At 76.6% G+C, this 18,690-nt stretch carries 16 protein-coding genes; 8 read left to right on the top strand and 8 right to left on the bottom strand.

Features of this window, described 5'->3' with window-relative positions:
- Window positions 1-413: 413 nt before the first annotated feature.
- A complete protein-coding gene (locus ACSUPR_RS04840; protein ID WP_436889712.1) occupies window positions 414-2,501 on the bottom strand; it encodes an ATP-binding cassette domain-containing protein in 2,088 nt (695 codons plus the stop codon).
- 482 nt (window positions 2,502-2,983) lie between these two features.
- Here ACSUPR_RS04840 and ACSUPR_RS04835 point away from each other — a divergent pair, with 482 nt between their 5' ends.
- The 3 genes from ACSUPR_RS04835 (at window position 2,984) to ACSUPR_RS04825 (ending at window position 5,623) form a co-directional block, all read left to right on the top strand.
- Window positions 2,984-4,249 (top strand): FUSC family protein, encoded by a 1,266-nt coding sequence (locus ACSUPR_RS04835; RefSeq protein WP_436889711.1) that lies wholly within the window; start codon window positions 2,984-2,986, stop codon window positions 4,247-4,249.
- 251 nt (window positions 4,250-4,500) lie between these two features.
- A complete protein-coding gene (locus ACSUPR_RS04830; RefSeq protein ID WP_436889710.1) occupies window positions 4,501-5,271 on the top strand; it encodes a MerR family transcriptional regulator in 771 nt (256 codons plus the stop codon).
- Between the two features lie 88 nt (window positions 5,272-5,359).
- Window positions 5,360-5,623 (top strand): hypothetical protein, encoded by a 264-nt coding sequence (locus tag ACSUPR_RS04825; protein WP_436889709.1) that lies wholly within the window; start codon window positions 5,360-5,362, stop codon window positions 5,621-5,623.
- A 38-nt stretch (window positions 5,624-5,661) separates the two neighbouring features.
- Here the strand turns inward: ACSUPR_RS04825 and ACSUPR_RS04820 are convergent, their stop codons facing one another.
- Complete coding sequence (locus tag ACSUPR_RS04820) at window positions 5,662-6,732, bottom strand: potassium channel family protein (RefSeq protein WP_436889708.1); 1,071 nt, start codon at window positions 6,730-6,732, stop codon at window positions 5,662-5,664.
- Window positions 6,733-7,414: 682 nt separating this feature from the next.
- Window positions 7,415-9,223 carry an acyl-CoA dehydrogenase gene (locus ACSUPR_RS04815; RefSeq protein WP_436889707.1) on the bottom strand — a complete coding sequence of 603 codons (1,809 nt, stop codon included), beginning with the start codon at window positions 9,221-9,223 and terminating at the stop codon, window positions 7,415-7,417.
- 138 nt (window positions 9,224-9,361) lie between these two features.
- Here ACSUPR_RS04815 and aroQ point away from each other — a divergent pair, with 138 nt between their 5' ends.
- Complete coding sequence (gene aroQ / locus ACSUPR_RS04810; RefSeq protein ID WP_436889706.1) at window positions 9,362-9,832, top strand: type II 3-dehydroquinate dehydratase; 471 nt, start codon at window positions 9,362-9,364, stop codon at window positions 9,830-9,832.
- 143 nt (window positions 9,833-9,975) lie between these two features.
- Here aroQ and ACSUPR_RS04805 read toward each other — a convergent pair whose 3' ends face one another.
- Window positions 9,976-10,611, bottom strand: a complete 636-nt coding sequence (locus ACSUPR_RS04805; RefSeq protein ID WP_436889705.1) for a histidine phosphatase family protein — start codon at window positions 10,609-10,611, stop codon at window positions 9,976-9,978.
- A 48-nt stretch (window positions 10,612-10,659) separates the two neighbouring features.
- Window positions 10,660-11,838 (bottom strand): saccharopine dehydrogenase family protein, encoded by a 1,179-nt coding sequence (locus ACSUPR_RS04800; RefSeq protein ID WP_436889704.1) that lies wholly within the window; start codon window positions 11,836-11,838, stop codon window positions 10,660-10,662.
- A 168-nt stretch (window positions 11,839-12,006) separates the two neighbouring features.
- Between ACSUPR_RS04800 and ACSUPR_RS04795 the strand changes: the two genes are divergently transcribed.
- A complete protein-coding gene (locus ACSUPR_RS04795) occupies window positions 12,007-12,597 on the top strand; it encodes a TetR/AcrR family transcriptional regulator (protein WP_436889703.1) in 591 nt (196 codons plus the stop codon).
- Entirely contained in the window at window positions 12,594-13,568 is a 975-nt protein-coding gene (locus tag ACSUPR_RS04790) for an EamA family transporter (protein WP_436889702.1), read from the top strand. Before ACSUPR_RS04795 ends, ACSUPR_RS04790 begins: the two co-directional genes overlap by 4 nt.
- A 37-nt stretch (window positions 13,569-13,605) precedes the next feature.
- On the opposite strand, the gene ACSUPR_RS04785 is transcribed toward ACSUPR_RS04790, so the two are convergent.
- Entirely contained in the window at window positions 13,606-14,118 is a 513-nt protein-coding gene (locus ACSUPR_RS04785; RefSeq protein WP_436889701.1) for a TspO/MBR family protein, read from the bottom strand.
- A 162-nt stretch (window positions 14,119-14,280) separates the two neighbouring features.
- On the opposite strand from ACSUPR_RS04785, the gene ACSUPR_RS04780 reads away from it, so the two are divergent.
- Both ACSUPR_RS04780 and ACSUPR_RS04775 read left to right on the top strand, forming a co-directional pair.
- On the top strand, window positions 14,281-15,054 hold the full coding sequence (locus ACSUPR_RS04780; protein WP_436889700.1) for an alpha/beta hydrolase: 774 nt from the start codon (window positions 14,281-14,283) through the stop codon (window positions 15,052-15,054).
- Between the two features lie 142 nt (window positions 15,055-15,196).
- The gene (locus ACSUPR_RS04775) at window positions 15,197-16,549 is read left to right on the top strand and encodes a TIGR01777 family oxidoreductase (RefSeq protein WP_436889699.1); all 1,353 of its coding nucleotides are present in this window, start codon (window positions 15,197-15,199) and stop codon (window positions 16,547-16,549) included.
- Between the two features lie 97 nt (window positions 16,550-16,646).
- Here the strand turns inward: ACSUPR_RS04775 and ACSUPR_RS04770 are convergent, their stop codons facing one another.
- Window positions 16,647-16,919, bottom strand: a complete 273-nt coding sequence (locus ACSUPR_RS04770; protein WP_436889698.1) for a helix-turn-helix domain-containing protein — start codon at window positions 16,917-16,919, stop codon at window positions 16,647-16,649.
- A 187-nt stretch (window positions 16,920-17,106) separates the two neighbouring features.
- Complete coding sequence (locus ACSUPR_RS04765) at window positions 17,107-18,642, bottom strand: GMC family oxidoreductase (protein WP_436889697.1); 1,536 nt, start codon at window positions 18,640-18,642, stop codon at window positions 17,107-17,109.
- Window positions 18,643-18,690: the final 48 nt, after the last annotated feature.

Here is an 18,690-nt window from a genome sequence, read left to right as displayed (position 1 = left end):
CGCGGCCGCCGGTTCCCGGGCGGTGCCGCCGCGCCGGGTTCCGGTCCGGAGCGGAACGCGCGGCTGGCGGGCCCGGCGCGGGCCGGGGCGAGGACGGATCCGACGGCGGACGCCCGGGGACCCGTGCCCGGGGACCCGGCGGGTGCCGCGCGGCCGGTCGGCAGGGGGCCGGACCGCCTCCGCCGCGGGCACGGCGGGGCGCACGGTCCCGGTCGGCGGGCCCCGGTCGGCGGGGCCCGGACGGCGGAGCGCCGCCCGGGTCGCCGACCCGTCCCACCGCGCTGCTCCCGGTCCCCCACGGCCCCGGGCACCCCTGCCCCCAGGGCACCCCGCCCCAGAACACCCCCGCCCCGCCGGGCACCTCCGGTCCCGGGGTCCCCGGCCCGCGGGCCCTCCCGGCCCCGGACACCGGGTCAGTCCGCGCGGTCGGACTCCCCGGCGTGCTCCCGGTAGGCCTGCGCCTGGAGGTCCCACAGCTCCCGGTACACGCCCCCCTGCCCCATCAGCTCGCCGTGCGTCCCGCGGGCGACGATCCGCCCCCGCTCCAGCACCACGATCAGGTCGGCCATCCGCACCGACGCCAGCCGGTGCGTGATGAGCACCACCGTCGCCCCCGTCCGCCCCGCGTGCGCGTGCAGCGAGGCGAAGAACCGGTGCTCGGCCCGGGCGTCCAGCGCCGAGGTCGGCTCGTCCGCGATCAGCAGCGGCACCGCCGCCCCGTCGTCGCCCCGGTGGAACCCCCGCGCCGCCGCCAGCCGCTGCCACTGCCCGCCCGAGGGCTCGTGCCCGTGCGCGAACCGCTTGTCCAGCAGCGTCTCCCACCCCAGCGGCAGGCCGGCCACCACCGTGTCCGCGTGCGAGGCCGCCGCCGCCCGCGCCAACCGCTCCGCGTCGCCCTCCGGGCCGCTCATCACCACGTTGCCGCGCGCCGTCATCGGCCAGTGCGTGTGGTCCTGGGCGATCACCGCGATCCGCGAGCGCAGGTCGTCGGCGTCCACTCCCGCCAGGTCGGTCCCGTCCCAGCACACCCGTCCGGAGTCGGGCGCGTACAGTCCCGACAGCAGCTTGGCCAGGGTGCTCTTGCCCGACCCGTTCTCCCCGACCAGCGCCACCGTCCGCCCCCGGGGCAGCACCAGGTCCACCTCCGACAGCGCCGGGCCCGGGTCGCCGCCCCCGTCCTCGCCGGCCGCCCGCGGGTAGGAGAACGTCACGCCCTCCAGCCGGATCTCCCCGAACCCGTCCGGTGCGGGCGCCGGCCCCGGGCGGGGGGTGCGGGCCCGGGCGGTCTCCTCCAGCTCCGCCAGGTCGGCGACGTACAGCCCCGCCTCGTACACCTGGTTCACCGAGGACAGGACGGTGCCCAGCGCCCCCTGCGCGACCCGCACCGCCACCACCGCCGCGCCGGCCGCCGCGATCGGCACCACCCCCTGGACCAGCAGCACCCCCAGCGCCGTGAACACCACGGCCGTGGCCGCCCCGCCCAGGGCCCCGCCCGCCACCCGGATGAGCGCCATCCGCGTGGCCAGCCGCAGCCGGGCCTGCAGCTCCCGGTCGGCGAACCGGTCGAACTCGGCGCGCAGCCGCGGACCCATCGTGTAGGAGCGCAGCTCGGCTGCGGTGCGCCGGTCGATCATCAGCTGCTGGAGCATGAACTTGCGGCGCATGATCCCGGTGAGCCTGAGCGTCAGCCGGTACCGCAGCCGGGCCGAGGCCGCCGAACTCCACCACTGCGGGACCATCGCCACCAGGATCAGCGGGAGCAGCACCGGGTGCAGTGCACCCAGCACGCCCGCGGCCGCCGCGATCCCCACCAGGCCGGTGAGCACGTCCACGCTGCTGCGGACCAGCACACCCGTCTGGTCGCAGCCGGTCGCGTACCCGCGGAACACGTGGTCGTTGAACGCGCTGTCGTCGAACGCGGCCACCTCCACCCCGGTGACCGCCTCGTTGAAGCGCCGCTCGGCGGCCAGCACCACCCGGGGTTCCAGCCGGGCCTGGGCGCGCCCGGCGAGCGCCCCGCAGCCGCCGCGGACGACCAGCGCCGCGGCCAGCAGGAGCAGGGAGGGCAGGGCCGCCTGCACCCGGTCGGGGGTGGGGGCGGCCGCGAACACCTCCTCCAGGACGGCGTTGGTCGCCACCAGGGCCCAGGCGGTGGCCGCGCCCATCCCCAGCCCGAACACGGCGGTGGCGGCCAGGTCACCGGGCCCGGCCCGCCACCCCGTGGCCAGGGCGCGGGCGACCAGGACGGGCATCCGGCGGGCCATCGCCCACCAGGTGGCCTCGCGGGCCCGGTCGTCGAGCATCCGGTGCCGGTAGGAGGCGAGGGCCTCGGGGTCGTCGTCGGAGTCCTCGTCACCGGACCCCCGCGCCTCCCCCTTCTCCTTCCGGCCGGGGACGTCGGCGTTTCCGGGGGAGGACGTCGGCGGGTCGGCGGTGGTGTCGCCGTCCGCGTCGTTCTCCGTGCCGTGGTCGGCGGTGGTGTCGGCGTCATGGGCGCGCAACGGGGATTCCTCTCCGTTTCCGTGGCGGGGACAGGCCGATCATGACGGTCCGGACCCGTTCTCAGGGAGGGGGCGACCGATTGCGGACCGACCGCATCCACCCGCGGGGCGTCCGCCGCCGCGCCCAGCGGGTCGGACCCGCGCGCCCGGCCGGGACCGGGCGCCGGGCCGGTGCCCGGTCCCGGCCGCGAAAGGGGCGATCCGAATCCGTGTTCGATGCGCCCGCCGGTGTCTCCCGTCGTCCACCGCACCGTCTGACGCCGACCGGCAAGAGGTGTCCCGAAGTTCGCTCCGTGGGCCTTTGGTCGCTTTTGGCCACTCTGGTGTCCCCTGGTGGGTCCGGTCCCGGTACGCCCCCGCGCGAAACGCGCCGACCACGCAGAACCCGCACTCTCCCCGCCCGTACCGCTATGAATGGAACCGCGAGCACGCGCACCCCCCGCCACGCGTCCGGACTCCGGCGAGGTGAGGAGAGGTGGTCCATGGCTGGGCTTCGGGTGCGCGTCCGCGACCTGCGGCGGCGGATCGGGGAGACCGCGGAGGTGGTGGGCGACCGCCTCACCGCGCACACCTGGTCGATGGTGCAGGCCGTCCTCGCCGCGGTGATCGCCTGGACCGTCGCGGGCGGCCTCATCCAGGACCACAGCCCGTTCTTCGCGCCCATCGCCGCCGTCATCGCCCTCAACGCCTCCGGCGGCGAACGCGGATCCAACGCCCTCAAACTGCTCACCGGTGTGTTCATCGGCATCGGCGCGGGCGAACTCGCCCTGGTGCCCGTGCTGGACCAGACCCTCACCATGGCCCTGGGCACCCTGCTGGCCATGCTCGTCGCCGTGGCCGTCAACGCCCAGCGCATCGTCATCGGGCAGGCCGGGGCCAGCGCCATCCTCACCACCATCTTCATCTCCGACGGCAGCCCCGGCATCGACCGGCTCGTCGACGCACTCCTCGGGGCGGGGGTCGCCCTGGTGTTCAGCCAGCTGCTGTTCCCCGCCCGGCTGGTGGCCCTGCTGCGCCGCATCGAGGTGGACGCCCTCACCGAGATGTCGGGCATGCTCGCGGGGGTGGCCCGGGCCCTGGACGAGGAGGGCGACGTCTCCAGCCAGCAGATGGTGAACCGGCTCGGCGACCTCAGCAGGCCGATGGCGGAGCTGAGCCGTGCACGGGAGAGCAGCATGACCACCATCCGGCTGTCCACGATCCGCTGGGGCGACCCGCAGCCGGTCCTGGACGAGGACGAGATCATCGAACGCCTCATCCTGCTGGCGGAGAGCTGCCTGTTCCTGTGCCGCAGCACCGCCGCCATGGGCGCCCACGAACGCCGAGAGCTGGTGCCGATCGTCTTCGGTATGGCCGACGTGCTGGCCACCCTGGCCGACGACCTCAGCAGCCGGGAGGCCCGCGAGCAGGCGGTGGAGCAGGCGCTGATGACCGCCCGCATGTACGGGCCGGGGCGGCCCGAGGACGACCAGGTCACCCAGGCCACCCACCTGGCGGTGGAGATGGTGGCCACCGACATCATGCTGTTCGCGGGGATCCGGTTCGAGGAGGTGGAGGAGGTGCTCCAGGGCGGCCTGGAGGACCCGCGGATCCCGCCGCCGCCGGGGGTTCCGTGGCTGCCGTGGCTGCGCTGGCGGCCCCGCTGGCGCCCGGAGTGGGACCGCTTCGGACGGTGGGGGCCGGGGACGCGCGGGCCGGGCGGGGGGCCGCGCCGGTTCGGGCGCCGCCGCCCGGGACCACCCCGCTGAACCGCCCCGCGGGCCCGGGCCGCGCGGGACACCCCCGCCGTGGGGCGGCGCCGTACCCGGAGGCGCCCGGCGGGGGAGCGGCGGCGCGGGGAGCGGACGGCGGCACGGTGCGGCGGGCCCCGTGCCCGTGCCCACCGGACCGCTCGGCGGGACCGAGGGCCGGCCCCGCCCCACGGGGTTGCGGTTGACGCGAGGTCAACGCCTAGCGTGGCCACCGGACCGGAAGGACCGGTCCGACGAGGGGAGCGGTCATGCCGTCCTGGTCCAGCGGACAGGTGTGCCGGATGACCGGCGTCAGCTCGCGCACCCTGCGGTACTACCACCGCATCGGGCTGCTGCGGCCCGCCCGGGTGGGCCCCGGCGGGGTGCGCCACTACGGCCGAGCCGAGCTGCTGAGGCTCCAGCGCATCCTGCTCATGCGGGGGCTCGGGCTGTCCCTGGCCGGCATCGCCGCCGTGCTCGACGCCGACCGCGACCCCGCCGGGGCTCTGCGCACCCACCTGCGCGACCTGCTGGCCGAGCGCGACCGCATCGACACCCTCGTCACCACCGTGCGCCGCACCCTGGACGCACTGGAGGAGGAGGGGACCATGGGCGCCCTCGACCCCGAGACGCTCTTCGCCGGATTCGACACCGCCGCCTACACCGAGCGTGCCCGCACGCAGTGGCCCGAGGCGTGGCGGCAGGCGGGCCGGGCCGCCGCCGGGCGCGACCCCGCCGCCTGGGAGGCGGACAGGGCCGGGCTGGCCGCCCAGCTGGAGCGGATGGCCGCCCACCTGGCGGCGGGGCGTCCGGTCGACGACCCGGCGGTGCAGGCGGAGGTGCACGAGCACTACCTGGGGATCACCCGCATGTGGACGCCCGACGCCGACGCCTTCATCCACCTGGGCCGGGTGTACGCCGAGGAGGGGCCCTGGCGGGAGGTGTACGAGGCGGTCGCGCCGGGGCTGGCCGACTACCAGTGCGAGGCCATGGCCGCCTACGCCCTGGCCCGCCTCGACACCCGCGGGGAGGAGGCGTGATCCCGCCCGAGTGGACACCGCACCGCCGGGAGGAGGACGGTGAGGTCCTGGGCTACCTCGCCCCGGCGGGGGAGGGGCCTGTACCCCGATGACCCCGTTCGGCCACCCGGTGGGGGGACCGGGCGCCGAGGCCGACGCCCGGGCCGCCCTCGACGCCCGCGGGCTCGCCCACCTGGCCGACCCCTGGCTGCTGGAGCTCCCCGGGCGGGCCGAGCCGGTCACCGCGCGGATCGTTGAGGTGGGGCCGGACCGGATGCGGGTGGCCTGCGCGGACTTCGGATACGAGGGGGCGGACCTGGGGCACGTCCTCACCCTGGAGGTCCCCGAACCGGGTCGGCTGCGCCCGGCCTAGCGTCTCCGGGCCGGTCCCGGGCTCCCGGGACCGGCCGCTCACCGGGGGTCGGCGGACCGCCCGGCGGACCGCCAGGCCGTGAGCCGGTCCAGCTCCTCCAGGAAGCGCCCGGTGCGGGCGAGGACCGCCAGTGCGGCCTCCTCGCCCTCGCGTCCCTCCCCGCCGGCACCGAGGTCGGAGCGCAGCACCTCGAGCCGTTCCCGCTCGGCCGCGCCCGGCTCCGCGCGGGCGATCTCCTCGCCCGCGCGGCGGCCCAGGTGCGCCGCGGCCGTGGTGTCCGCCAGCCGGCCCAGGGCCCGGTCGAGGTGCCGCACGGCCGGAGCCGCGGTGCGCCAGGCGCCCGAGGAGGTGGTGAGGTGCCCGGCGGCGGCGACCTCCGCGCAGATCTGCAGGGCCGGTTCCAGGTCGTAGACCGGGTCCCTGGACCGGTGCAGCAGGACCACGACCGTGTAGCGGTGGATGCGGTCGCGCAGGTCGTGCACGTGGGAGGTCAGCGCCTCGACGCGGTCGCGCAGGTGGACGGGGTCCTCGATGTCCAGCGCCGCCCGCACGAGCGCTGATCCCCGGCCGGCCTCCTCGCTCTCGGTGTACGCCATCGAGGTCAGCCGGTGACGCTCCCCGATGCTCTCCGTCAGCTCGATCAGGTAGGTGACCGTCCCGGTGAACAGGGCGAAGCCCATCGCGGCCGCCGCGGACGAGAGCATGCGCTGGAGGGTGTCCTGCGGGGTGATGTCGCCGAAGCCGAGGATCGCCACCGTTCCGCCGGCGTAGTAGAGGGCGTCGTCGAAGGTGAGCGAGCCCGGCCGCCCGTCGATCAGGTAGCCGTCGCCCCCGGCGTAGAAGACCAGGGAGAAGCCGAGCACCATCGTGCAGACCCACATGCCGAGGGTGGCGACCACCAGGACCGGGGCCGCGGACGCCAGCAGTGCCCTGCGGCCCCTCCGGATCCGCCGGGCGGCCAGGAGGAGGACGCGCCAGACGGCGTGCTGCACGCCCTTGGCGAGCGGGCCGGTGAGGTCGGAGTGCAGGATGGTGACGATCGCGTCGCCCGCGACCAGCAGGACGATGAGCGACCCCAGGACCAGGAACCCCGCATCGGCAGCGCTCATCCCCGTCCCTCCGGTCGTCGGTGCCGCACCGCTACCCCGTGCGGATGCCCCGGAAACGGGCCGGGAAACGCCCGGGGCCTCCGGCGGGCGGCCGCCGGGTCCCGCCGCCGGGCTCCCGGGGCCGCCGTGTCAGCCGGGGCCGCCGCTACGGCGGACGGGCCCCTGTGCCGGGTGAGGTGACCGTGTCCCCCGCACGGTGGGACGCCCGGTGGGCCCGATCGCGGGTTCCGGTGCCGGGCCGGGCCGCTCCCGAGGGGCGGCCGCCCTCCTCCTCGCGGCCGGTGCCGCGACGCGCCGCCGGGCGGAGCGCCCCGGCACCGGTCTCAGGGGCGGTCGCGGGGCCTCCTGTGCGCCCGGGGCGCGGGCGCCGGCTCCCGCTCCGGGACGACCGTGTCGGACACCGATCCGATGTCCTCCACCGTCGGGGCCACCATGTCCCCGGGGCGCAGCGGAGCGGGCCCGCGCCGCCCGTGCCGACCCCACGGCTCCGCCGTGCAGCCGCCGTTGCCGCAGGTGCCCGAGCCGAGCACGTCGCCCGACCGGCGCGGCCCGGGAGGGGACGCGCCCCGCCGCGGCGCAACGGCGGAGCACGTCCCGGCCCGGGCCGCGGTGCCCCGGGGCGGCTTCCGGCGGCGCGGCCCGGAAGCCGCCCCGGGGCCCGGCCGGCCCCGCGGGCGGGCGGTCAGAGGACGTCGGGCGGGGTGTCCAGGACGGTGCGGTCGCGGGAGGCGACCAGGTCGAACTGCGGCCCGGTGCGCGGCAGCTCGTGCCGGAAGAAGTACGCGGCCGCCGCCCGCTTGCCCGCGTAGAACGCCTCCTCCCCGACATCCTCCCGGCCGTGCACGGCCACCAGCTGCTCCAGCCACATCCACGCCACCACCACGTGCCCGACCGCCTCCATGTAGGGGGTGGCGTTGGCCAGCGCCTCGGCCGGGTCGCCCCCGGCCCAGGCCTCCGCGGTGGTCTTCACGACCCGTTCCAGGGCGGCGTCCAGCTGCTCGGCGAACCCGGCCTCCGCCCCGCCCAGGCCGCGGGCCCGCTCCACGGTGGCGCGCGCGGTCTCCACCAGCAGCCCCAGCCCGGCCCCGCCGTCCTGCACCGCCTTGCGGCCCAGCAGGTCCAGTGCCTGGATGCCGTGGGTGCCCTCGTGGATCGCGTTGAGCCGGTTGTCCCGGTAGTGCTGCTCCACGTCGTACTCGCGCGTGTACCCGTACCCGCCGTGCACCTGGATCGCCAGGCTGTTGGCCTCCAGGCACCACTGCGAGGGCCAGCTCTTGACGATCGGGGTGAGCACGTCCAGCAGCGCGTCGGCGCGCACGCGCGCCGCCTCGTCGTCGGCGGTGGCGGCCTCGTCCACCAGCCGGGCGCAGTACAGGACCAGGGCCATCGCCCCCTCCACGTAGCTCTTCTGCGCCAGCAGCATCCGCCGCACGTCGGTGTGCTCGATGATCGGCACCGGCGGCCGGGAGGGGTCCTTGTCGCCGAGCGGGCGCCCCTGGAGGCGCTCGCGCGCGTACGCCAGCGACTTCAGGTACCCGGTGTAGCCGACGGCGGTGGCGCCCGCGCCCACGCCGATCCGGGCGCCGTTCATCATGTGGAACATGTACCGCAGCCCCTGGTGGGGCTCGCCGACCAGGTACCCGACCGCGCCGGGCCGCCCGCCGGGGGTGTACCGCCCCTCGCCGAAGTTGAGCAGGGCGTTGACGGTGCCGCGGTAGCCCATCTTGTGGTTGAGGCCCGCGGGCACGACGTCGTTGCGCTCGCCGACGGTCCCGTCCGGGCCCACCAGGTACTTGGGCACGATGAACAGCGAGATGCCCTTGACCCCGGGCGGGCCGCCGGGGATCTTGGCCAGCACCAGGTGGACGATGTTCTCGGTGAGCTCGTGGTCGCCCGCGGAGATCCACATCTTGTTGCCGAACAGCCGGTGGGTGCCGTCCCCGGCGTCCTCGGCGCGGGTGGTGATGTCGGCCAGGGAGCTGCCCGCCTGCGGCTCGGACAGGCACATGGTGCCCGTGAACCGGCCCTCCACCATGGGCCGCACGTAGGTGTCGACCTGCTCGGGGGTGCCGTGGGCGAGCAGCAGCCGGGCGTTGCCCATGGCGAGGAAGGGGTAGGCGGAGGTGCCCAGGTTGGCGGCCTGGAACCAGGCGCTGCACGCGCTGGCCACCACCTGCGGGATCTGGCCGCCGCCGACGGAGGCGGGCAGCCCGACCGCGTTGAGGCCGGTCTCGGCCATGACCTCCAGGGCCTTCCCGACCTCGGGGATGACGTGGACGCGCTCGCCGTCGAACCGGGGCTCGCCGGCGTCGTTGGCCTTGTTGTGCGGGGCGAAGTGGTCGGTGGCGACGCGCTCGGCCAGCTCCAGGGCGCCGTCGAGGGTCTCGCGGGAGTGGTCGGCGTAGTGGGGGCGCCGGGTGAGCGCCTCCGCGTCGAGCCACTCGTAGAGCAGGAATCGCAGGTCTCGGGCGGACAGCAGGGTGGACGCCACGGGGTCGCCTCCTCGAAGTGATTGACCGACTGGTCGGTATGGTACCCCTCCGGTGCACCCCGCCCGTGGCGGGGGCCACCGGGGCCGGGTCCTACGCTGGTCGTGCACATCCGACCCCGCACCACGACAAGGAACGCCGTGCCCACTCCCGCCGAACCGTCCCGCACCGTCCTGCTGCTCAACGGGCCCAACCTCGACCTGCTCGGCACCCGCGACCCCGCCCAGTACGGCACCACCACCCTGGCCGAGGTCGAGAACCGGGTGGCCGGACTCGGCAGGGAGCTGGGCGTGGAGGTCGTCTGCGCGCAGAGCAACGGCGAGGGCGGGATGGTCGACCGGCTGCACGCCGCCCGCGGCTGGGCCGGGGTGGTGATGAACCCCGGCGCCTACGCCCACTACAGCATCGCGCTGCGCGACGCGGTCGACGCCATCGAGGCGCCGGTGGTGGAGGTGCACATCTCCAACGTGTACGCCCGCGAGGAGTTCCGGCACACCTCGGTCACCGCCCCCGTGGCGGCCGGGTACATCGCCGGGTGCGGGGTGCTCGGCTACGAGCTGGCCCTGCGCGCGGTCCTGGGCCGGGCCGCCGAGCGCGGCACCCTGGGCTGAGCCCCGGCGGCGGCCGGGCCGTGCCCGGCCGCCGCGCCCGCCGCGGTCCCGGTCCGGTTCCGCCGCGGATCCGTGCCCGTGCGCCCTGTGGGTACCGACCGGTCGGTTTCCCCCGGGCGCACGGGTGCGCGTCCGTTCCGGCGTCAGCGGAAGGTCATCAGCTCCGTCCCGCCCTGTTCCAGGTGCGCGTGGTCGTTGAACGACAGCAGCCTGGTGCCGCCGCGACCGTGCATCACCTTGGTGACCGACCCGTTCACCACGATCCGGTTCAGCTCCAGGAACCCGTGCGCGGGAGCCCGGAGCAGCGCCGCGCACACCGTCGCGATCACGCCCGCCGACGTGAACACCAGTGCCGTCCCGCCCCGGCCCAGTCCGGCGGCCGTCTCCTCCAGCGCGGCCAGCACCCCGCCGCGGAACCCCTCCCAGCTGCCCGGCCCCTCGCCCCCGGCGGCCATCCACGCCCTCAGCCCGGCGTCCAGCCGCTCCTGGAGGGAGCCCTCGGCGCGGGGGTCCCGGGCCAGCAGCTCCAGGTGCCCGTACTCGTTCCAGCGCTCGTCGACCACCGGTTCGGCGTCGATCCCGGCCTCGGCCAGCGCGGTCGCCGCGGTCTGGCGCTGTCTGCGCAGCGACCCCGTCAGCACGGGGCCCGGGGGCAGGCCCCGGCGCTTGAGCTCGGCGCCCAGCAGCCGCGCCTGCTCGTATCCGGTGGGACTCAACTCGTCGTAGTCCTCCGCCTCCGGCGATGCCTTGCCGTGGCGGATGAGGTAGATGCTCGGCATCGCCCCAGAGTACGAGTGCGCCCCGCGGCCCCCGCACCCGGGTTCGCCTCAGTCCGCGGCGGTGCCCAGCACCTCGAACCCGAACCCGGCCGCCCGCAGCCGCCCGATGAGCGCGTCGCCCATGGCCGTCGCCGGGGTCACCTGGCCGCTGGTCTCGGGCAGGTCGTCGTGCAGCAGGCACAGCGCCGACTCGGCGAGCATGACCGCCGTCCCCGCGTACCCGGGCTCGGGCCCCGACACCCGCGTGTACACCCGGCGCCCGCCGCCCCGGCCCGCGAAGTGCACGGTGAACCAGCCCTCGGCCAGCTGCTCGGGCGTGGGCCCCTCGCCGGGGGCGCGCAGCGCCAGCAGCCGCTCGCGCAGCGCGGGCACCTGCGCCGCCGCCAGCAGCCCGCCGGCGCCCACGAGCGCGGCGGCCGCGCTGGTCGGGTGCAGGAACGCCGCGTAGTGCCCGTACGTGAAGTCCGGCCCGTACCGCTCCGAGGCGGCGGCCGACCGCACCACCACCTGCGGGTCCAGGGAGGGCAGCGGCAGTGTCCACCCCCGGGCCAGCCGGGTGCGCGGCACGCCCCGCCGGTCGACCCGCACCCGCCGTCCCGCGGGCCGCGGCTCCGCCGCGCGCCGCGCCCGGCCCGCGGCCAGGGTCCTCCCGGGTTCGGCGAACGCCCCCATCAGCGAGTGGAGGGTGCCCCCGGAGGCGGTCCCCCGGGCCCGCACGAACCCCTCGACGTGCAGCGGCACCCCCTCGGGCAGTTGCTGCACGGTGAACCGCGCCCCCAGGTCGTGCGGGACGGAGTCGAACCCGCAGGCGTGCACGAGCCGCGCCCCGCTCCCGACGGCCGTGGCGTGGTGCTCCAGGTACATGCGGTCCACGAACTCCGGCTCCCCGCACAGGTCGAGGTAGTCGGTGCCCTCGGCGGCGCAGGCGGCCACCAGCGGCCCGCCGCGCTCGGAGTAGGGGCCGACGGTGCCGGCCACCACCCGTGCCGACGCGGCCAGGGCGCGCAGCGATCCCGGGTCGTCCGCGTCGGCCACCAGCAGGTCGGGCAGGGGGCTCCCGGGGGCCTGCGCGGCCAGCCGTTCGCGCAGCCCGGCGAGCTTGTCCCGGTTGCGCCCGGCCAGCGCCCACCGGGTCCCGGCGGGTACGTGCCCGGCCAGGTAGGCGGCGGTCAGCGCGCCGGTGTACCCGGTCGCGCCGAACAGGACGAGGTCGTGGTCGCGTTCCACCGTGGGCTCCCCGGGTCGGTCGTCGTCGCGCTGCGCCGCCCAGTCTGGCAGCGGTCCGCGCCGGTGTCGCCCACCGACCCGGCCGGACCGGCGCGGGGAGGGCGCGTGGCCGGGCGCCGTCCGGTTCTGGGTAGACTGGTCTACCCAGTCGACCGCCGGAGGCAAGTGATGACGGACACCGGGGCCGGCCGGCCCCGCGCGGGATCGGCCCGCGCCAGACTGCTCGGGGCCGCCTCGCGGCTCTTCTACGCCCACGGCATGACCGCGACGGGCATCGACACGATCACCGCCGAGGCGGGCGTGGCCAAGATGAGCCTGTACAACAACTTCTCCTCCAAGGAGGAGCTGACGCTGGCCTACCTCCAGGAGCGGCACCGGGAGTGGCTCGACCTCTACCGGCGCCGCGCGGAGGGGGCCGCCACCCCCCGGGACGGGGTCCTCGCCGTGTTCGACGCCTACATCGACCACGCCTCGGCGGCCTACGAGCACGGGTTCCGCGGCTGCGGGCTGCTCAACGCCGCGGCCGAGCTCCCGGCCGGGGCCCCGGGCCGGGCGCGGGTGCGCGAGCACAAGGAGCAGGTGGAGGCGCTCGTGGCCGGGCACCTGGAGAAGGTCACCGACCCCGACACGGCGGCGCGCACCGCCCGGCACTGCTCGTTCCTGCTGGAGGGGTCCATGGCCCGGGCCGGGCTGGAGGGCGCGCCGGACCGGCTCCTGGAGGCGCGCGGGATCGCCGCGGCCCTGGTGGACGCGCTGTGAGCCGCCACCGCGCGGCGGGCGTGGCGGCGATCACCCTGGCCTCGGTCCTGTGGGGTACCACCGGTACGGCGGCCACCTTCGCACCGCAGGCCGGACCCCTGGCCATCGGCTCGGCCGCGCTGGGCGTCGGCGGGCTGCTCCAGGCGCTGGTCGCCCTGCCCGCGCTCGCGGCGGCCCGTCCCCGGCTGCGGGAGAACCTGCCCCTGGTGGCGGTGGGAGCCCTCTCCGTGGGCGTCTACCCCCTGGCGTTCTACGGGTCGATGCACCTGGCGGGGGTGGCGGTGGGCACCGTGGTGTCCCTGGCGTCGGCGCCTCTGGCCTCCGGGCTGCTGGAGCTGGTGGTCCAGCGCAGGCCGCTGAGCCGGTGGTGGGTGCCGACCGCGCTGCTGGGCATCCTGGGCGGTGTGCTGCTGTGCGTGTCCACGACGGCCGGACCCGCCGGTCCGCCCGGCGGGACGGCGGCCGGCGTCGTGCTCGGGCTGGTGGCGGGCGCCGCCTACGCCGCGTACTCGTGGGCGGTCCACACCCTCATGGGCCGCGGCGTCGGCCGGGCGGCGTCCATGGGCGCCGTCTTCGGTGCGGGCGGCCTGCTGCTGATGCCGGTGCTCGCGGTCACCGGCGCCCCCCTGGTCGCCTCCCCGGAGGCCTTCGCGGTGGCCGCGTACATGGCGCTGGTGCCCATGTTCCTGGGCTATCTCCTCTTCGGGTTCGGGCTGACCCGGGTCCCGGCGAGCACGGCCACGACGGTGACGCTGAGCGAACCGGGGGTCGCGGCGGTCCTGGCGGTCCTGGTGGTGGGGGAGGCGCTGTCCGGCGCGGGCTGGGCCGGACTGGCGCTCATCTTCCTGGTCCCGGTACTGCTCGCGCTGGCACCGGCCGAGGGCGCGGGGGAGCCGCTCCCGCGCCGGTCCGGTGCGGAGGCGGGCGCGCGGGCGGACGCGCCGCTGCCCGCCGCCGGCGACTCCCGCTGAACCCGGGGGGCGGGGCCGCCGGCCCCGCCCCCCGGCGTCACGCTCCGCGGTTGAGCCACCAGACCGCCGCGTTGAGCGCGGTGGCGAAGGCCACCCACGCCCAGTAGGGCACCAGGAGCAGGGCGGCGGTGCGCGAGGTGCGGAGGAAGACCGCGGCGGTCGCGGTGATCAGAGCCAGCAGCAGCACGATGTCCACCAGTGCCGTGCCGCGCATCCCGGCGGCGAAGAACAGCGGCGTCCACAGGGCGTTGAGGACCAGCTGCCCGGCGAAGAGCGCCAGGGCGGTGCCGCGCAGGCCCCCGCGCCGCCACACCAGCCACCCCGACAGCGCGATCAGGGCGTACAGCACGGTCCACACCGGGCCGAACACGGACGGTGTCGGGGCCCAGTCCGGCCGTGTCAGGCGCGCGTACTCGCCCGCGGTGTCGGGGCTGGCCAGCACCCCGATCAGGGCGCTGCCGAAGGCCAGGGCGAGCAGGACCGCCAGGGCCGCGGCCTGCGCGGGCAGGGAAGGCGTGGTGCGTGCGTCGCGGTGCGCGGTGGCTCCCATGGTCGACCCCCCGAGTCGTGGTGCGCGCCGGTGCGGCGGGTGCCGTCACCGGAAGTCCCAACAAGAAAGTATCTTGGATTCCGTGAGAAATCCACGAAAAGCGATACCTCGATCACGGGCAGCAACCGCTTCCCCGCTTCTTCCCGCGACCGGAACGCCCCGGTGAGCCCCGCACGCGGCACCGCGCTCCGCCGGGCGCTCATCGCGGCGGCGGTCGTCCTGGCCCTGCTCGCCGCCGCGGTCGGGGCGTTCGCCGCCTGGGGGCTCAACGCCTACCGCGCCGAGCCCGCACCCCTGGGCGAGGCCCTCGCCCTGCCCGGGGTGCGCGTCGAGATCGCCGACGACGCCGTCGTCCTCGCCCCCGCCGACGGCGGCGACGGCACCGGCGTGGTCTTCTACCCCGGCGCCCGCGTGGAGGCCGAGGCCTACGCCGCACCCTGGGCGCCGATCGTCCGGGACGCCGGGGTCACCGTGGTCATCCCGCGGATGCCCCTCAACTTCGCGGTCCTGGCCCCCGGCCGCGCCGACGAGGCGGCGGCCGCCCACGGCGGCGGCGTGGACCGCTGGTACCTGGGCGGGCACTCCCTGGGCGGGGCCATGGCAGCCTCCCACGGCGGCGGCGACCCGGACCTGCCGCTGGCCGGACTGGTGCTGTGGGGCTCCTACGCCACCGAGGGCGCAGGCCTGGCCGACCGCTCCGACCTGCGGGTGCTGTCGGTCTCCGGCAGCGAGGACGGCCTGTCCGACCCGGCGGCGATCGACGAGCACCGGGCGTACCTGCCCCCGAACGCGGAACTGGTGGAGATCGAGGGCATGAACCACGCCCAGTTCGGCGCCTACGGCGACCAGTCCGGCGACGGCACCGCCGTGATCAGCGACACCGACGCCCACCGCGCCCTCGCAGAGAGCGTCACCGCCTTCCTGGCCCGGGACTGAGGTCCGGAGACCGAGGGCCGGGGACCGAGGCCGGACCGAGGGCCGGGCGGGGGACCGGCCTCCGCCCGGCCCGTCCGCTGGACAGCGCCCGCCGCCGCGCTAGCGTGGCCACAGGCAAGCGAGGGAACGACGGAGGAGGGGCATGGTCTTCCGGTACGCGAGTGTGGTGCCCGCGCCGCGGGACGAGGTGTTCGCCTGGCACGGGCGGGCCGGGGCGTTCACCCGCCTCACCCCGCCCTGGCAGCCTGTCCGGCTGCACAGCGAGGCCGACTCCCTGAGGGACGGGACGGCGGTGCTCGCCCTCCCCGGCGGGGTGCGCTGGGTCGCCGCCCACCTGCCCGAACGCTACGACCCGCCGCGTCGCTTCGCGGACCGGCTGGTGAACCGCCCGCTGTCGGCGGTGCTGGCGTGGACGCACGCCCACGACTTCGAGGAGGCCGGGGGCGGAGGCACCCGGGTCGTCGACCGGGTCGCCACCTCCGTGCCCGACGCGGTGCTGCGGCCGATGTTCGCCTACCGGCACGCCCAGCTCGCCGAGGACCTGGCCGCCCTCGAACGCTCCCGCGCCTGGTCGGACCGGAAGGTGACGGTCGCCGTCACCGGGGCGAGCGGCCTGGTGGGCCGCAACCTGTGCGCACTGCTCACCACCTCCGGCCACCGGGTGGTCCGGCTGGTGCGGCGCGACCCGGGCGGTCCCGACGAGCGCCGCTGGGACCCCGACGCGCCCGCCCCCGACCTGCTCGACGGGGTGGACGCCCTGGTCCACCTGGCGGGGGAGCCCATCCTGGGCCGGTTCGACCGGGAGCACAAGGACGCGCTGCGCGGCAGCCGGGTGGGGCCCACGCGGGCACTGGCGGAACTGGTCGCCGCCGGAGCGGGGCGGGGCGGCCCGGGTGTGTTCGTGTCGGCGTCGGCGATCGGCTACTACGGGCCCGACCGCGGGGACGAGGTGCTCACCGAGGACAGCCCGCGCGGCGACGGGTTCCTGGCGGAACTGGTGGCCGACTGGGAGGCGGCGACCGAACCGGCCGCCGCGGCGGGGGCGCGGTGCGTGCAGGTGCGCACCGGCATCGTGCAGACCCCGGCCGGCGGGGTGCTGGGGCTCCAGTACCCGCTGTTCGCGGCGGGCCTGGGCGGCAGGATCGGCAACGGCCGGCAGTGGATGTCCTGGATCGGGGCCGACGACCTGTCCGACATCTACGTGCGCGCCATCCTCGACGGCGGCCTGTCCGGCCCGGTCAACGGGGTGGCCCCGCACCCGGTGCGGGGTGCCGAGTACGCGCGCCTGCTCGCCCGCACCCTGCGCCGCCCCGCGCTGCTCCCCGTGCCGGGCTGGGCCCCGGCGGTCCTGCTGGGCCGGGAGGGCGCGGACGAGGTCGCGCTGGCGGACCAGCGGGTGGTCCCCGCCCGCCTGCTGGCGGCGGAGCACCGCTTCCGCCACTCCTACCTGGACCGGGCGCTGGCCCACCTGTTCGCCCGTACCGTCCCGGCCTGACCGGGCCCGGACCAGGGGGAGGCCCCGCGGACGGGCCCGGGAGCGGAGCCCGCGCGAACGCGGCCGGACGCACGCCGCACCGGCGCGGGCGGCGGTCTCAGCCGGCCCTGCCCGTCCTGCCCGCCCCGGCCGGTCCGGGGCCGCCGGGCCCCCCGGCCTCCTCCGCCCCCGGTTCCCAGCGCAGCAGGTCGCCGGGCTGGCAGCCGAGGACCTCGCAGAGCGCCTCCAGGGTCGTGAACCGCACGGCCTTGGCCCGGCCGTTCTTGAGGACGGCGAGGTTGGCGGGGGTGATGCCGACGCGCCGTGCCAGTTCGCCGACGGACATCTTCCGCCTGGCCAGCATCACGTCGATGTCGACGACGATCGGCATCCAGCGCCCCTCTTCCGTTTCCGCCCGCGTCCGGTCGGGCCCGGCCGACGATACCGAACGGCACCGCACCGGCGCCCGGTACCACCGCGCCCGCGGTCCCCGGAAAACCTTGGGGAATCGAATAACAACAACAAGCTATCGAAATTCGATTGGCGGAACAAGGGAGGGCCGGACCCGCCGACCCGGATCAGTCCCCGTCGGCCTCCGCGAGGAGCAGGTCCGCCGCGCGCTCGCCGATCATGAACACCGGAGCTGCCGAGTTGCCCGCCGGGGTGAACGGCATGACCGACGCGTCCGCGACCCGCAGCCCCGACACCCCCCGCACCCGCAGCTCCGGGTCCACCACCGCGAGCGCGTCCGTCCCCATCCGCGCGGTCCCCACCTGGTGGTGCCCCGCGTCCGCCGCCGCCCGGACGTACTCCCACAGGTCGGCCTCCCCCGGGTACACCTCGGATTCGGCATGGGCGGCCAGCTCCGGGCGCCGCCCCAGCTCCCGGAGTGCCGCGACCTCCTCCACCAGGGCCCGCACGTCCCGGGGGTCGGACAGCAGCGCGGGGTCGATCAGCGGCGGGGCGGCGGGATCGGCCGAGCGCAGCCGCACCGTGCCCGAGCTGTACGGGTGCAGCAGCACCGCGACCGTGGTGAACCCCGACTCGGGCAGGCCCTCCTGCAGGGTCGAGTAGACGTAGGGGATGAGGATGTCCTGCCGGTCCGGGCGGATCATCGCGGTGTCGGGGCCGTCGGCGATGAGCTGGGCCTCCACCCCGATGCCCCGGGAGTCGGGGGCCGCCCCGGCCCGCGCCCAGACCACCGGGACCACCGCGTGGTCGCGCAGGTTCTCGCCCACGCCCGGCAGGTCGGCGACCACGGTGACGCCGTGCTCGTGCAGGTGCCCGGCGGGCCCCACCCCCGACAGCAGCAGGATCTGCGGGGTGCCGAACACCCCCGCGGCCAGCACCACCTCGCGCCGGGCCCGCACCGTCCGCACCTCCCCGTCCGGGCCCCGGTACTCCACGCCGACGGCCCGGCCGCCCTCGACGAGCACCCGGGTCACGTGCGCCTCGGTGACGACCGTCAGCAGCGGCGACGCCAGCACCGGCGCCACGTACGCCCGCCAGGCGGTGACGCGGGCGCCGTCGACCAGCGTGGCCTGGGTGAAGCTCGCCCCGCGGCTCTCGCCGTCGTTGTAGTCGTCGTTGAACGGGTGCCCGGCGCCCACCGCCGCCTCCACGAACGCGGTGGCCGCGGGGTCGGGTGCGGGGTTGCGCCGGACGGACAGCGGGCCGCCGACCCCGCGTGCGGGCCCGGCCCCGGGACCGAAGTCCTCCAGCCTCCGGAAGTACGGTTCGACGTCCGGCCACGCCCAGCCGACCGCCCCGGAGGCCGCCCAGGCGTCGAAGTCGGCGGCCGCGCCGCGGTTGTAGACCATGCCGTTGAGGATGCTGGTCCCGCCCAGGGTCCGGCCGCGCGGCTGGTAGAGGACCCGCCCGCCGAGGTGCTCCTGCGGCTCGCTGAGCAGCGCCCAGTCGACCTCGGAGCCGAACAGGGCGAACGCGCCGCGCGGGTCGTCGATCTCGGGCCGGGTGTCGGTGGGCCCGGCCTCCAGGACGGTCACCCGGTGTCCCGCGTCGACCAGCCGCCGGACCACGGGGGAGCCGCCGGGGCCGGTGCCCACCACGATGTAGTCGGTACCGCCTGGCGCGGGCGTGTTCTCGTACTCCATGGCCTCTTCCCTGAGGTCGCGGCGGGCCCCCGCCCCGCCCGTGGCCGG

This window comes from Nocardiopsis dassonvillei (assembly GCF_964273065.1).
In the GTDB taxonomy this organism is placed as follows: domain Bacteria; phylum Actinomycetota; class Actinomycetes; order Streptosporangiales; family Streptosporangiaceae; genus Nocardiopsis; species Nocardiopsis dassonvillei_B.
The sequence above is the reverse complement of the archived record's forward strand: the minus strand, read 5'-3'. Positions and strand labels throughout refer to the sequence as shown.

Bases quoted from the DNA above. Each gene is read 5' to 3' on its own strand.
- ACSUPR_RS04765 (WP_436889697.1), bottom strand. From the start codon at position 18,642: ATGGAGTACGAGAACACGCCCGCGCCAGGCGGTACCGACTACATCGTG.
- ACSUPR_RS04795 (WP_436889703.1), top strand. From the start codon at position 12,007: ATGACGGACACCGGGGCCGGCCGGCCCCGCGCGGGATCGGCCCGCGCC.
- ACSUPR_RS04770 (WP_436889698.1), bottom strand. From the start codon at position 16,919: ATGCCGATCGTCGTCGACATCGACGTGATGCTGGCCAGGCGGAAGATG.
- ACSUPR_RS04820 (WP_436889708.1), bottom strand. From the start codon at position 6,732: ATGAGCGCTGCCGATGCGGGGTTCCTGGTCCTGGGGTCGCTCATCGTC.
- ACSUPR_RS04785 (WP_436889701.1), bottom strand. From the start codon at position 14,118: ATGGGAGCCACCGCGCACCGCGACGCACGCACCACGCCTTCCCTGCCC.
- ACSUPR_RS04805 (WP_436889705.1), bottom strand. From the start codon at position 10,611: ATGCCGAGCATCTACCTCATCCGCCACGGCAAGGCATCGCCGGAGGCG.
- ACSUPR_RS04830 (WP_436889710.1), top strand. From the start codon at position 4,501: ATGCCGTCCTGGTCCAGCGGACAGGTGTGCCGGATGACCGGCGTCAGC.
- ACSUPR_RS04825 (WP_436889709.1), top strand. From the start codon at position 5,360: ATGACCCCGTTCGGCCACCCGGTGGGGGGACCGGGCGCCGAGGCCGAC.
- ACSUPR_RS04775 (WP_436889699.1), top strand. From the start codon at position 15,197: ATGGTCTTCCGGTACGCGAGTGTGGTGCCCGCGCCGCGGGACGAGGTG.
- ACSUPR_RS04835 (WP_436889711.1), top strand. From the start codon at position 2,984: ATGGCTGGGCTTCGGGTGCGCGTCCGCGACCTGCGGCGGCGGATCGGG.